We start from the raw sequence: 13,957 nt of genomic DNA, 5'->3' as shown, positions 1-13,957 counted from the left end.
AGAGAGTCCCCGTCACGCCCGCGATGACCGCAGTAACGCCGGCGGCCTCCGGCCGTTCCCTGACTTGATCATAACGTATGAAATGCATACCAGATCAAGATGTTTTTTTGTCGCGCCCATTTTTAGGCTTGCGGATCGCTGACTTTTACTAACATTTTACCGAGATTCGTACCCTGGAACAGTTGCAGGAACGCATCGATCACATGGTCAAAGCCCTCGACGATCGTTTCTTCATATTTCAGCTTGCCTTCGGCCAGCCACTGTCCCAGCTGCTGCATGCCCTCAGCTTGGCGGGAGGCATAATCACTCAGCACGAAACCTTTGATCATTGAGCGGGTCTTGATCAGCTTGGAAAAAATTCTCGGGCCGACATCCTCCGTGCTGTTGTAGGACGAAATCGCGCCGCACAGCGGAATCCGCGCATAGTCGTTCAGCAGGTTCATGACCGCATCGGATACGCTGCCGCCGACATTGTCAAAATACACGTCGACCCCGTTCGGACATGCCGCTGCCAGCTCTTCTTGGAAATTGTCGGCTTTATAGTTCACCGCCGCATCAAAGCCGAGCTCGCGGATCAGGTACTCGCATTTCTCATCCGTACCGGCGATGCCGACGACGCGGGTGCCCTGGATCTTGGCGATCTGGCCCACAAACATGCCGACGGAGCCGGCGGCTCCCGAGACGACGACCGTTTCCCCTGCCTTCGGCTTGCCGATATCCAGCAGACCGAAATAGGCCGTCAATCCGGTCAGGCCCAGCACGCTCAAGTAAGCGGACAACGGCGCGATCGACGGATCGAGCTTGCGGACGCTGCCGGCATCGACCGTGTTATACAGCCGCCAGCCCAGCATGCCGATCACCTTGTCCCCTGGCTGCAGGGCATCGGACTTCGATTCCACCACTTCGCCGACGATCCCGCCGGAAATGACCTCATTCAGCTTGAACGGCTCCACATACGACTTCGCGTCACTCATTCTTCCCCGCATATACGGGTCCACCGACAGATACAGTGTGCGGATGACGGCTTGTCCTTCCTGCGGCTCCTGGACGCTCCCTTCGCGGAACTCAAAGTTTTCGGGTCCCGGCATGCCTACCGGGCGCGATTGTAACAGAATCGAACGGTTCATCAATGGTTGTACCATACAATATTCACATCTCCATCATTTAGAATTGGGATCAAAAGGCGATGACTACACGGCCTCAAAACCATTTTGTATTAATCGGATAGTTTTAAAACTTTCAAATTACAGAGAATAAAGAGAGGTTTCCCGCCCAATCATAGACTGTCCAGGAAACCCGGTAAAAATGCGTTAAACGTATCCTCTCTAAGCTGCCCGTATTTATTCTGGCCTCTCCGGTAAATGTGGATCAAATCGGCCTCATACAAAATCTTGAGATGATAAGACACGTTGGACTTGTCCATCCCAAGCGATTCGCCGACCTCACCGCATGTTTTGTGTTCCGGATGCCGAACCAGATACCGGATCATTTCGATCCGCTTCACTTCCGACAGCGCCTTGAAAATTTTGGCCCGCTTCTCATCGTCTTTTGACGTTAGTTTGATAGTCATGCAACTATCCTACTCCTTTGACTTCGGCAGAGTCAAGCAGCCAAATTGTTACATTCCCTATTCTGCTGCCTGCTCTTTCTCGGTCGTAACAATGACCCCATCGATATTATCCCCGGAAATTTCATAGTTTGCAGAAGCCGGCTTATCAATTTTTCCCATATCGGCCGACGGGTAATAAGCGATCTCGTAGGTCTTGCCCTCCACCGTCTCCGTGATCTTCCCCTGCTGCTTTAGATAGTCCAGATATTCTTCCAGCGCCATATTCTTCTCATACATCACGGCGCTGTGCGGCAGGCCGACATACCGGAAGTGCCACGGTTCATATTGGATGCCGGTAATGCTGATTTTGTCTTCGGGATAACGCAAAATAAAGCCGTACTTCCAGGCGTTCTCCTTCAACCATTTGCCTTCTGGCGCCTTATCCATCTCCTTCAGACTGGAACCGATATCCATGGAGAGCCCCAAATTATGCTCGCTAGCACCGGCCGGAAGGGCGTACTCGGAGCCTTTTTCCTTATACAGCTCCTCCTGCTTGTCAAAATCGCGGTAGCCGCTGCTGATGAGAAAATGATCCACGCCGTCCTTCCTGGCCGCGTCCACCATGGTCATAAAATGGCGTGCCAAATCCTCGGACAGCATAATATGCGCGTCCAGCAGGCTGTATCCTTCCATCAGGTCTTTATGATCAAACAGATTGACAACATCTTTCTTTACCGCAGCCCCGGAAACGGGATGATCCTTGTTGACCAGCAGCAGGTTGCCCAGATGCACCTGATTCGAGTTGACGTCCAAATAAGGACTCTCTTCCTTGGAAGGGGATTCTTCTTCCGGTTTCGCCGAAGCTCCGCCCTGCTTGGCGGCTTCCTGTTCCGTTTCTGTCTTCACATGCTTTGTGCCCGAGCCGCCGATCTGATGCTGTACGCTTCTAAAGCCCACCAGCACCAGGATGACGATGACTGCGAGCATGAAAAACCACTTTCTCATTTCATCGTGTCCTCCTTCAATGCCTGTGTAATATAATAGAGGATCGCTTGGGAAATGAATAGGGGAAATTATGACTATTTCGCCGATTCACCAACAATGTAAGGTGCCAGGGGCGTTCGGGAGACCGCCTTGACGATCGCCCAGGACAGCAGGATAGACAGCGCTCCGCCGGCCCATACAAGCAAATGATAAGAGAACGGTCCGGTCTGCTGCACATATTCCCGCCACAGAAGCAGGAAGAATGGATGCAGCAGGTAAATGCCGTAGGAATACGTCCCGAGCGAAAACAGCGTCTTGTACAGCGGGCTTCCTTGACGGAATTTCCGCGCCAGCTGCAGCAGGAATAAGCAGGCCAGTGAGAAATACAAACCTTCAGACAGCTTGTTCATGTACGATAGATACGGCTGCGGAACCCAGTGCGGAGCGGCGGTCTGCAGCCATTTCTGCCCAATGTACACGGCTGCAGCCGCTATAAACGCTGCCGCCATCCAGCCCGCGCCTGAGCCAAACGCTTGTCGGACGCCCTTCTCCCTCATCTTTTTGGCAGCATAAGCCCCCAGATATAAATACAGCATATACGATCCGATAAACGTTCCGATTTCGTCCATATGCCATACATAATAGTTCAGCAAATAGATGGCCAGCTGGACGGCGATCCCGAAGACGAGCGGATGGCGTTTCAGCACCGGAATTTTCTGCAGCAGCATAAACAGTGGAAACAGTAGGTAGAACTGCGCGATAATGATCATGAAGTACAAATGCTCGTAATTGTTCCCCAGCGGCAGGTTGCTCCAGAATCGATGCCAGCCCCGCTCCAGCGGGAGCCCGTGAGCGTACGTGTAATAGGCCGCATAAAAAAAGGACCAGAACAGATACGGAACCACGACTTTCTTGATCCGCTTTTTATAAAATGAAAGCCAGCTCAGCTGCCTCCCGTCGTAATGATAGAACAGCAGAAGCGCGCTCAGGAACAGAAATCCCGGAACGGCGAAATTACAGCCGACGTTGATGATATAGTAAAGCGGGTATAACGTTGAACCGGTCGTTAGCTTCGTGACCGAAAACGAAGTCGTATGAATGGCAACCACCGCGATGATCAATATGCCTCTCAGCAGCTCCAGATAGGTTATCCTCTCTCTTTTTCCCACAATGTCCACCCCAGATGTCAGGATTCAGCCTTATAGAGGTCATTACCCATATGGTGGGGGCGGTTACCAAGGTATTTTCTAGGGGGCGAAAAGCAAATGGCCCGCGGGATAACTCCCGGGGCCTTAAACTGCTGCGTTAACTCACCGTTCTACAGATGCTGAAGCTTATCGGGATTTCTGACGATAAACAGATCACGAATCCGGTCACCTTCCACATGGAGAAGCATGGCGCCTTCGACCCCCTCCTGAGACCGGAACACAATCCCAGGCTGGCCGTTCAGTGAGACATGCTCAATTTGGATGCCTCCGTCAGCGGCCGAAAATTTGCGATACACGCCCAGTGCAAAGCGGGCGACGAAGATCGGCGACACGATCGGATGAACCGCCGCGGACGCCTTGCCGCCCCCGTCGGAGGTGATGACGACGTCCTTCGAGAGCAGAGACAGCACGGAATCCATGCTGCCCTGCTCCAGAGCCGACAGAAACCGGTGGACCCACTCTTCGTCCGCAGCTTCCGGCTGAATCGGCATCTCGGGATCGAACCCCATTTTGGCACGGGCCCGGCTGAACAGCTTGCGGCAGTATACCTCCGTTTTCTCGACGAGTTCCGCAATGTCCGGATATTCAAAGCCTAGCGCCTCCCGAAGGATAAAGACAGCGCGCTCCAGCGGGGACAGCCGCTCCAGCAGCACCAGCATCGCGTAGGACAGCAGCTCCCCGCGAACCACGGTTTCGGCGGTATCCTCCGCCGACGTCTCGATCGGCTCGGGCAGCCATGGCCCGAAGTACTGCTCCCGCTGCCTCTGGGTGGATTTCAGCATATCCAGGCAGCGGTTCGAAACCATTTTGCACAAGTAGGATTTCGGTTCATTCAGCTGTGCCAGGTCCCGGTCCGCCAGCTTCACGAAAACGTCCTGCACTGCATCCTCCGCATCGGACACGGAGCCCATCATTTGATAAGCGATCGAAAACAGCAGCGGACGGTAATTCTCATACAGTTCCCTCATGGATTGCTCACCTTTCCTGCTGGCATGGCGTTGCTCACTTGAGCAGACTCGCATGATCCCAGGTGAATTTCCGAATATTCCAGCCGAGTCTCCCTTGTATGATCATATCGAGTCCCCACTGCCGGGTCCAGACCATTCCTTTGGCCGGACCAAGGCCGAAGCAGAAGACATCCATATACCCTTTATGGACAGGTGCAGGACGGCCCTCGACATCCGCTGCTACGACCTGGCCGAGCCTGGCCGCCTGAGCGCCGGCTTCCTTGCAGGTCATAGCATCTGCCCGGCCCGTCTCCGGATCGACGATCTGCGCGCAATCTCCAATGCTGTAGACGCCGGGTTTGCCCTCCACCCGATAGCTCGCATCGACAACTACTTTCCCTTCCACAGTAACCGGGAAGCCCATGCTGGAAAGCCTTGGATTCGGCACGATGCCAAGCGTCCATACGCACAGCCCTGCGGAAATTTCGCTTCCGTCCGAAAGGGCGATCACCCCGCCGCGTTCCCGGATGACCTTGCGTCCGTGCAGTGTAGTGACCCCCTCATCGGCTAGCAGCCGCTCCAGCTTGCGGGACACCTTCGCCGGACCCTGTGCAAACAGCCGCTCCTCGGCATTGACCAGATACACCCGGATGTCTGCGGGATGAAGACCCATACCTTCGGCATCGGCACGAATGGCATGAGCCAGTTCGGCTGAGGTTTCAATGCCGCTGATGCCTCCTCCGGCCACAGCAAACGTCAGCAGCTTGGCGCGTTCCTCCGCACCGGCGCCGGCCGCTTCACGGAGATTCTGCTTCCACATCCGGCGGATCTGTTCAGCCGCTTCCGGCGAGGTCAGCGCGATACCGCCCTGATCCGGCTGTGGGCGCCGGACCATGCTACCCGCCGCCATTACCAGGATGTCATAACCAAGGCGTGCGTCCCCGCCCTCACTGCGGCTGTAGATCAGCTGCCTGGCGTCAAAATCCACACGCGTGACCTCCCCCTGAACGAGTTCTACGCCTTCCCCTTCCGGGAACAATCGTCTCAAGGGGATGGCAATATCCTCCTGCAGAGCCGCCGGCTTGAACAGCAGCACCTTGCGAAGGTGATAAGGATCCTTGTTGATCAGGATGAGCCTGAGTTCCCGGCCAGCCCCTTTAAGCGATTTTTGCAAAGCCTTGACCGCATTGATTCCGGCGTAGCCGCCGCCGACCACGACGCATGTTAACTTTTCCATAACGTCCACTCCCCGCTTTGGTTTTGCATATATCACGAGGAAGGGGAAGCATTTGTGACACTGAAAGCAGAAAAAAATGAAAAAAGCGGCACAGACCAAAAAAACCTCCCGCCTTCGGGAGGTCTCATCGGCTTCTATGATCCGGCTTCCTGTAATCTATGACTGGGCGCCGGGATTCATTCCGCAAGACGCCTCGCCTGCAGTATTCACGCATTCCGCCTGCCCCGCAGACTCTGCACTTCCTGGCTTCGAGCGCTCCAGCATCACGCTGCCCGCGGCTAAGGCGATGCCAATGGCCACAATCACGGCCGAAGCCAGCGGCAGTCCGGACAGCCCCAGCCTGCTCTCAGCCACATACCCGCCGATAAAGGCGCCGAGCGCATTGCCGAGATTAAAGGCAGAGATGTTCAGGGTGGAAGCCAAATCCTGCGCCGAGCCGGACCGCCGCAGCACCTGGACGTTCAGCGGAGTGACCATCGCGTACGCGGCCGCTCCCCACACAAACACCGTAATGAGTGCGGGAACGACCGAAGTACTCGTGAAATAAAAGGCGATCATCACTGCCATCAGCAGCCCCATACTGCCCAAGAGAGCCGCATGAAGATGCCGGTCGGCCAGCTTGCCTCCAGCGGCATTCCCGATCACCGACGCCAGCCCAAACAGCAGCAGCACGATTGAAATGCGCTCTTCCGGAAGCCCCGTGATCTCCTGCAGGATCGGGGAGATATACGTAAAGGCCAAAAAGACGCCGCCAAATCCGAATACTGTCGTAAACAGGGCCAGCACCGGGCCCGTACGCGCGACCTGCCCGAGCTGCCGGCGGATCTGAGGCCGTGTCACCTGCGGCATGTCTGGAATCTTCCACAGGATGCCCGCTCCGACGAGCAGCGTAATGATGACCAGCATCCAGAACGGAAATCGCCAGCCGAACTGCTGTCCGAGCAGCGTGCCCAGCGGCCCGCCGATGACCGTCGCAATCGTCAGCCCCGACCCGGCTAGAGATATGGCCGCGCCTTCCCGTCCCGGAGCCGCCAGCTGGCCTGCCATGACGACGGCGGCACCGAAGAAGGCCCCCTGAGCCACGGCGCTGACGACGCGGGAGGCGATCAGCAGTCCGAAGGAAGGCGCGACTGCACTGAGCAGGCTCCCTGCCCCGAACAGGGCCAGCATGTATAGGAGCAGGCGTTTGCGGGGGACCCGGACTGTAACGACCGTCAGCAGCGGTCCTCCCGCGACAACCCCGAGCGCATAGGCGGTGACGAGCCAGCCTGCCGTCTGAACGGTGACCTGGTACTGCCGCCCGATGTCCGGCAGCAGACCCATCGGGAGCAGCTCTGACGTACTGATCACAAATATGCCCACCGCCAGCAGGAGGACCTGCAGAATACCGGACGGAACCCGTCTTCTTTCCCTCATGCCTGTCCCCCCTCTGCCCCGGGAGCTCCGCCCGGTCTGTCCACGATCGGCATCTGCAGCTCGGACAGCACCGGGCTGGCCGGCTGGTCCGGCAGTTCCCAGTAAATCTCCCGGCTCGGTTCCTGCTCCGAAATGCCGTATCCCTGTTCCTCAAGCCAACCGGCCAGCTTGGCCGTGACCTCATAGGAACCTGCTAGGCCTGCGGAATGGGCTATACAAGCAAGCCGGGCGCCTTTCAGCTCCCTAACCCGGATCCGGTCTTGGTCCGGGAGGGGGTCAGCAACCGGAACGCCTACCTCCAGGTCCACGGCGTCTTCGCATTCGGCGCAGCTGTGCCACAGAACGATCACCCTCTGGTCCAGAGCGCCCTTGTACAGCGTCTTGACGGCCTGCCGCAGCTCCCGGATCAGCCCCGGAACCTTTGATTTGGAAGTGACTTCCCGAATGGAAGCGATCCATTCAGGGCCGGTCTGCCTCACGACGACATCCAGGGGTGGCTCTCCATCCCCACTCCGGTCCAGCTCTTCCAGCCTGGCCTCGATCCGGTTCAGGCGGGCCTGCTCCTCCCTCAGCATCTCGGCAATTTCGGCCGATTTATGAAGAAGCATCGCCCGCATCTGTTCCGTGCCCAGGGCTCCGTCCAGCAGCGGAATCATCTGCTCCAAGGTGAACCCCAGGTCCTTAAACACCAGAATCCGGTGAACCCGCTTCAGCTGGTCTGCCGTATAGAATCGGTATCCCGTATCCGGATCGGTATATGACGGCTTCAACAGCCCAATCTGGTCGTAATAGCGAAGCGCTTTGGCCGATACCTGGCTAATTTTCGAAAATTCCGTAATTTTGAACATTTCCCAGCCTCCTCTCCGCTCCAGTATAAAGCTTTCCCTTAAGTGGAAAGTCAACCCCTGTGCCAGCGTCCATCGTTCCAGGAATCCATAAGCTTTTCAAAATCCAAGGCGAATGTCCATACCTTTCATGACAAAAAGAATACGATAAAAAATCAACGGTCACCACACCATGCGCTGCTGTCTAAGTTACTTTCTAACGGAGGGAGACCCCACCCATGTCACATCTACTGAGTCAAAGGGAAATCCGCAGCATTTCCCGGCGTTTCCGTCTGCAAACCCTTCGCTCCACGCCTGTCTCATCGTTTTACCGGAAAAACGCCGTGATCCAGATCCAGACGAACCTGGGCACGTTTGCATTAAAGCCGTATAACCGGAATCCCCACCTTCGCTCAGGTCTGGCTGCCCAAATCAAATCCGCCGCAAAGTATGTTCGTCTGTTAATGAACAGCGACTATGGCTTTATGCCGGACTGGCTTCCTGCCGACTCGGGAAAGCTGTGGGTCATGCGCCAGGGGCAGCCTTATTATATGACGGAGTGGATTCATGGACGGCCGATGGGGACGGAGCAGGATTGTGAGCAGCTGGGCCATGCCCTGGCAAAGCTTCACACCCTCCCCTGCGGGCTGCCGCCCACATCGAAATCGGCTACCTTGGAGCAAGTTCGGCTGTGGAAAGTCAAGGATCGTTATCTGCGGAAAAACATGGTTCAAGCTGCTTCCGCGAATCCGGCGCTCCGAAGAGCTGCCAGGAAATACGGCGCGGATTGGAAACGCTTCTCCGATGAGGCGTGGTCCGAAATCCGCCATCCGGATATTTCGCGGCTTTGCACCCAGGAAAAGGCCAATCCGGCCTTAATTCACGGCGATATCACGCCGCCGAATGTCATTATTGCAAATGACGAGCGTCTTCATATTATAGACTGGGATTTTATCAGAGTCGGTTCCACCTATGCGGATACGGCCAAGACGATTATGAATACGACCGGGTTTAATACCGCATTCATCGAGGCTTTTCTTAGGGGATACGAAGGGATCCGGACCTTAAGCCCACCGGAGCGGAAATTGGTCACGGCATTATACGGCTTGCCGCGGGAAGCCTGGTATGCCGTCCGGTTCCCACGGAGCAACAGAAGCGCCGAGATGCTGAAGACCATGGACCAGACCTGGGTGCTCAGGCGTCAGGCGATGGAATACATGAGCAGGTGGGCAAATCTATAACCAAGGGGTGATGTTTGTGACGGACTTCAGGACCGGCATTGAAGAAACCTACGGCATGAGAATCCGTGAAATCAGACGGGTGAAGGACGTGTTCCGAATTCGGACTCGTTTGGGTACTTACTGCTTGAAGGGCTACGATGTTCAAGTGGAAGAAGTCTTCTATATAGCCCGGGTCTTTGCCTGCCTCGACGAACGGGGATTTACCCGCAGTCCAAAAGTATACCCTACAACCGCACTTTCGCCGATCATGATCCATCAGGGCTCGGTGTACATGCTGACGAATTGGGTGCACGGAAGGCAGCCGGATTTTGGGTCAGCAGCGGATTTGAGGAAAGGTCTGCGCGCGCTGGCCAGATTTCACGCTGCCGCCGAAGGCTTTCCCGCAGGGGAGGCCCCCGCCTCTAGGATGCGTTATTTCGACTTGGAGAAAGATGTCTCGGATTATAAGGACCTGCTTGGGTATTACGAAAATACACGCCACTTAGTCCCTCCTTGCGAAGAAGTGATCGGCCGGCTGCGAGAGCCCGCCGTTCTTGCGGCGATGACAGCGGAGCAGCAGGCATCTGCTTTTATTCATGGAGATTATAATTATCCCAACTTGATTAAAGACAAGCGGGGAAAGCTGCATCTGATTGACTTTGAAAACAGCTCACTGCATGTGCGAATGAAGGACTTAGCCCACATTCTCCACCGCAATTTTACCTGGAACGCGGGCGGAATGCTGCGCGCCGTCGAATACTACCAGCGGCACCGGCAGCTTAGCGCTCGGGATCTCTCCCTACTGCATGCACTGCTGTCTGCACCGTATCCCGTCGTCCGAAGCATCAAAATCGGCGGGATCCAGTCCGCCGCACGGGTCATCCCTTCTACAGACCGATTCTTGCAATATCAAAAAGAGCTGGGCGCATTGCTCGCTTCCTCCTGAATGTCCCGGCCGTATTTACCCTGCATCCATCGGGAAAGCGCCCCCCGCTACACTTATTGGAACGGAGGGAGTCTGTGGCAAGGCCTCAGTCCGCCTCAGGCTCAGGATGATAGCGGTATGCCTCCAAATCAATCCGTCCCTCGGCGTCGACCTCTACCCCCTCGCCCTTCAAATACAGAATCTGCAGCATGCGCGACTCCTCCTCCACAAGAGCGATCTCGCCTTTCGCGTTGACGACCCGGTGCCAGGGAAGATGGTGCTTCCTGCCCAAGGAATGAAGAATGCGCACGACCTGCCTTGCCGCTCTCCGGCTCCCCGCCAGCTCGGCGATTTGCCCGTAGGTCATCACGCGGCCTTCCGGTATATTTTGAATAATGTGGATGACGTTCATCGTAAAAGACGTCATTGGCTTCTCCAACCTCCAAAACGGGATTCATGCTTAAAGCGGTCGATCATATACTGATACGCCGGCCGCTTCCGGCTTTCCTGCAAAAATCCAGCCGTAACAGCAGGCCGGAAATCAACGATTGCTTTTCACTGGCACAACATCAACAAGGCCACCTCTAAAAAGGCGGCCTTGTTTGGGCTGGAGCGATTATAAAGATCGTTACTTCACCGGAATCCAAATTTCCGAATACAGGTCCGGACTGGAAGGATCCTCGTCTGTATAAACCTCCAGCTCGGCGGTGCCGGTATACTCGTACCCGCTGGACGGAAACCATTCGGAGAAAATCCGCTTCCAGGCGCTCTGCATCGCGTCCGGCATCGGGCCGCGCACTTCGAACACGGCCCATTTGGATGCCGGGATGTCCAGCCTCTCCAAGCCTTCCGGCACCTCCTGATCGCATTCGGTCGCAATCCAGTAGTCCATCTCCTCCGGTCTCACCGCGCTTTGATCGACGCATACGCCGAGCACACCCTTGATCTGCCCGCTGTTCACGCGGAACAGCAGGTCGTTGACCCCGTTCTGGTGAACCTCCTGCCACATCTTCGGAATCCCCTCGAGGTTCTGGCCATTTTCACAGGAAAAGGCCCGCTTGACTCCTACGACCTGGAACGCTTCTCTCTCCACAATATGATATTTCACCGGTTCGGCTCCTTTCAGACTCACCTGGATGACCAGGCGGTTATAAAATTGCAGCTTCCCGATCCCTTTCCGCGCTTCCGTCGGGGTAACGCCGTGCTGCTTGCGAAAAGCTTTCGAGAACGCCTCGGGAGTGTCGTACCCGTATTTGCAGGCAAGGTCGATAATTTTGGTATCCGTCCCCGTCAGCTCCTTTGCTGCGAGAGACAGCCGCCTGCGCCGAAGATAATCGCCGATCGTAATGTCAGTCAGCAGCGTAAAGGTCCGCTGAAAGTGAAACGGCGACGAATGCGCCTGCTTCGCGATCTCCTCAATGGTAATGTCCTCGGAGAGGTGGTCCTCCATATAATCGATTGCCCGCTGCAGCGATTCTACCCATGCCATATATCCGATCACTCCTCGTATGTCATCATAACCCCGTCATTCGCCAAAATCCTGTCATTCCGTGCTATTGCCGAACAGGTTGTCCGTTACATTCTTCCGTTAAACTTAAGTATACAACAGGAACACGGGGGTACAGCACTCCGTTTCGCGAAGGCAGCACAAATCAGGAGGCCCGGCTGTTTGGGAACTCCGCATAGAACGTCAAATAAGCCCGAAACGCGAAGGTTCCGGGCTGCCAGTGGAACTGGAATGATCCTTACATATGCCGTTCATTGTGTTTATTTTCCCCATTTCAGGAACATGGCCAGTTTGCAGCAAGGGTCGGTCTCAACTAACGGGTCGACGGTAATCCCGATTCCGCTCGGAGAAAACTCGGACGAAATCTTCGACTGGCTGCTGATCGACTTCATCAGCCGGTCCACCTCCTGCTTGTTGCCGGCCTGGGCGGCTGTCATCACCTGAACGGCAAAGGCATGGTCCGACAGCCTGTTGAGAATTTTGTAGCCCTCCTCCATCAGCGAATAATATCCCTGAATGGACTGGTTGAGGGTATCGGTCTTGATCTGGGGGTATTCACGAATCCATGAATAGTAATAGGGCCGCGGGTAATAATGGGGACACCATCCACCGTACGAGGGATAACTCATGGCGTGATCTCCTTTCTGTAGGCACCGGTCGGTCCATTATATGCCGCGGCTGGGCAATGGTGAGAGGCGCCTAACCAAAGCGCTTGGTTTTATACCATTTGCTCTGCCTGCCCGTCACTTTATCAACGATCATCGACCAGAAGGCCAGCAGCGAAATGACCAGAAACAGCTGAGCATACGTAAAGTAAGACACACAGGACAGGATGAAGTTCCTGACGTTGCTCTGTCCGATATCGGTGGCCAGTGCCAGGTTGATCTGAAGAACATAAATGTAGTACATCAGTGCCCAGGCGATGACCAGATACACATACAGGTCACTGCTGAATTGGAACGGAGATACCGTGTCCGGGTGAAAGAGCGCAATGATCTGGTACACGAGGTTGACGATAAAAATAAGGTCGGAAACGATAATCGCCACCATGAACCAAAAATAACTTGCGGCATAATAAAGCACGTGCAGCTTGATCCGCCAGCTGCTCCGATTAAACAGCTGGTGGATATTGTCCACGACCACCTTGTAATTGCCTTTGGCCCAGCGCTGGCGCTGCTTCATGTAGACGCCGAGCCTTTCCGGCTCCTGCTGATAGGCTTCGGCCTGCGGTGCGAGCGCGATCAGCTGGCCGCGGCCCAAAATTTCGAAGGACACCGCCGTGTCTTCCGTGATAGCGTGCTCATCCCATCCCCCAATATCCTCCATAAGCGAGCGTTTGACGATAAAATTGGTCCCGGGGATCGTTCCCAGACCGAACAGCTCCCACAGACCGGTATGATGCACCCGCTGGATCGTGATCAGCTCCAGGTTGATGAATTGCGACAGCAGGTTCTGCCCGCGGTTGCGCGCTTTGTTGCGTCCGAACACCGCACCGTAGCGCTCTGGCTGCTCCATGGCTTTCTGGATCAGAAAGTAGAGGGCGTTGTGCTCGGGTGCGGCATCGGCGTCATAGACGCAAATCCAATCGCCGGTAGCTTCCTTCAGCGCATCATTCAGAGCTCCGGATTTCCCGCCGGTGCCGGTTCTTTCCAAAATGAGCAGGTCTCTGTCTTTATAGCTGGTTCTGGCCTTCAGTGCCTTCAGCTTGTCCGCAGTGCGGTCGGTGCAGTTATCGGCGATTACGATGATCTGGACCTTGTCCGGGGGATAATACAGCTGCAGAATATGTTCCACCGTCGCGGTAATGACCAACTCTTCATTATGGGCGGGGACCATGACCGTCACGGTCGGAAAATCGTCCAATTGCCCGCTGCGAACCAGAACCCCCCGGTTCTGCCTGTACACAAACCGGATCGCCCCGGACATGATGACAATCGACTCCAGCACGGCGATCCAGATCGATACGATCGACAGGAGCAGGATGACGTCAGCCACTGAAATTCCCCCGATCGTATTTTTTCTTAACTTTGGCCCGGAACATCAGCGTGGCGATCGTCAGCACCAGCACCGCTGCGGCAAAAAGGATGCTGACGCCGATACATACAGGTATAAACCACTTGGCATACGACATGCGGGCGCC

At 55.6% G+C, this 13,957-nt stretch carries 15 protein-coding genes; 2 read left to right on the top strand and 13 right to left on the bottom strand.

The features are described from left to right. Positions 1-122: 122 nt before the first annotated feature. The 8 genes from ABID47_RS22490 to ABID47_RS22455 form a co-directional block, all read right to left on the bottom strand. Complete coding sequence (locus ABID47_RS22490; protein ID WP_354500047.1) at positions 123-1,142, bottom strand: NADP-dependent oxidoreductase; 1,020 nt, start codon at positions 1,140-1,142, stop codon at positions 123-125. Between the two features lie 134 nt (positions 1,143-1,276). Next, positions 1,277-1,570, bottom strand: coding sequence for an ArsR/SmtB family transcription factor (locus ABID47_RS22485; protein WP_076172099.1), 294 nt, complete (start codon positions 1,568-1,570; stop codon positions 1,277-1,279). A gap of 57 nt (positions 1,571-1,627) precedes the next feature. Next, positions 1,628-2,554: a M15 family metallopeptidase gene (locus ABID47_RS22480; protein WP_354500045.1), complete on the bottom strand. Its 927-nt coding sequence runs from the start codon at positions 2,552-2,554 to the stop codon at positions 1,628-1,630. Positions 2,555-2,628: 74 nt separating this feature from the next. Continuing rightward, positions 2,629-3,702: an acyltransferase gene (locus tag ABID47_RS22475; RefSeq protein ID WP_354500043.1), complete on the bottom strand. Its 1,074-nt coding sequence runs from the start codon at positions 3,700-3,702 to the stop codon at positions 2,629-2,631. A gap of 149 nt (positions 3,703-3,851) precedes the next feature. After that, the gene (locus tag ABID47_RS22470; protein ID WP_354500040.1) at positions 3,852-4,709 is read right to left on the bottom strand and encodes an RNA polymerase sigma-70 factor; all 858 of its coding nucleotides are present in this window, start codon (positions 4,707-4,709) and stop codon (positions 3,852-3,854) included. A 34-nt stretch (positions 4,710-4,743) separates the two neighbouring features. After that, a complete protein-coding gene (locus tag ABID47_RS22465) occupies positions 4,744-5,925 on the bottom strand; it encodes an NAD(P)/FAD-dependent oxidoreductase (protein WP_354500038.1) in 1,182 nt (393 codons plus the stop codon). Between the two features lie 156 nt (positions 5,926-6,081). Next, the gene (locus tag ABID47_RS22460; RefSeq protein WP_354500036.1) at positions 6,082-7,341 is read right to left on the bottom strand and encodes an MFS transporter; all 1,260 of its coding nucleotides are present in this window, start codon (positions 7,339-7,341) and stop codon (positions 6,082-6,084) included. Continuing rightward, complete coding sequence (locus ABID47_RS22455; RefSeq protein WP_354500034.1) at positions 7,338-8,189, bottom strand: MerR family transcriptional regulator; 852 nt, start codon at positions 8,187-8,189, stop codon at positions 7,338-7,340. Before ABID47_RS22455 ends, ABID47_RS22460 begins: the two co-directional genes overlap by 4 nt. Before the next feature lie 215 nt (positions 8,190-8,404). Between ABID47_RS22455 and ABID47_RS22450 the strand changes: the two genes are divergently transcribed. Both ABID47_RS22450 and ABID47_RS22445 read left to right on the top strand, forming a co-directional pair. Further along, the gene (locus tag ABID47_RS22450; protein WP_354500032.1) at positions 8,405-9,406 is read left to right on the top strand and encodes a phosphotransferase; all 1,002 of its coding nucleotides are present in this window, start codon (positions 8,405-8,407) and stop codon (positions 9,404-9,406) included. Between the two features lie 16 nt (positions 9,407-9,422). Next, positions 9,423-10,331: an aminoglycoside phosphotransferase family protein gene (locus ABID47_RS22445; protein WP_354500030.1), complete on the top strand. Its 909-nt coding sequence runs from the start codon at positions 9,423-9,425 to the stop codon at positions 10,329-10,331. A gap of 85 nt (positions 10,332-10,416) precedes the next feature. Here ABID47_RS22445 and ABID47_RS22440 read toward each other — a convergent pair whose 3' ends face one another. The 5 genes from ABID47_RS22440 to ABID47_RS22420 all read right to left on the bottom strand — a co-directional run bounded on the left by ABID47_RS22440 (position 10,417) and on the right by ABID47_RS22420 (position 13,948). Continuing rightward, the gene (locus tag ABID47_RS22440) at positions 10,417-10,737 is read right to left on the bottom strand and encodes an MGMT family protein (protein WP_354500028.1); all 321 of its coding nucleotides are present in this window, start codon (positions 10,735-10,737) and stop codon (positions 10,417-10,419) included. 201 nt (positions 10,738-10,938) lie between these two features. Further along, on the bottom strand, positions 10,939-11,799 hold the full coding sequence (locus ABID47_RS22435; RefSeq protein ID WP_354500026.1) for an AraC family transcriptional regulator: 861 nt from the start codon (positions 11,797-11,799) through the stop codon (positions 10,939-10,941). A gap of 278 nt (positions 11,800-12,077) precedes the next feature. After that, positions 12,078-12,446 carry a hypothetical protein gene (locus ABID47_RS22430; RefSeq protein ID WP_116233338.1) on the bottom strand — a complete coding sequence of 123 codons (369 nt, stop codon included), beginning with the start codon at positions 12,444-12,446 and terminating at the stop codon, positions 12,078-12,080. A 70-nt stretch (positions 12,447-12,516) separates the two neighbouring features. Continuing rightward, positions 12,517-13,812 (bottom strand): glycosyltransferase family 2 protein, encoded by a 1,296-nt coding sequence (locus tag ABID47_RS22425; protein ID WP_354500023.1) that lies wholly within the window; start codon positions 13,810-13,812, stop codon positions 12,517-12,519. Continuing rightward, the gene (locus ABID47_RS22420; RefSeq protein WP_251678379.1) at positions 13,805-13,948 is read right to left on the bottom strand and encodes a hypothetical protein; all 144 of its coding nucleotides are present in this window, start codon (positions 13,946-13,948) and stop codon (positions 13,805-13,807) included. Before ABID47_RS22420 ends, ABID47_RS22425 begins: the two co-directional genes overlap by 8 nt. Positions 13,949-13,957 lie beyond the last annotated feature (9 nt).

This window comes from Paenibacillus favisporus (assembly GCF_040545415.1).
Classification (GTDB): domain Bacteria; phylum Bacillota; class Bacilli; order Paenibacillales; family Paenibacillaceae; genus Paenibacillus_AQ; species Paenibacillus_AQ favisporus.
This window is presented reverse-complemented; position numbering and strand designations above follow the sequence as displayed.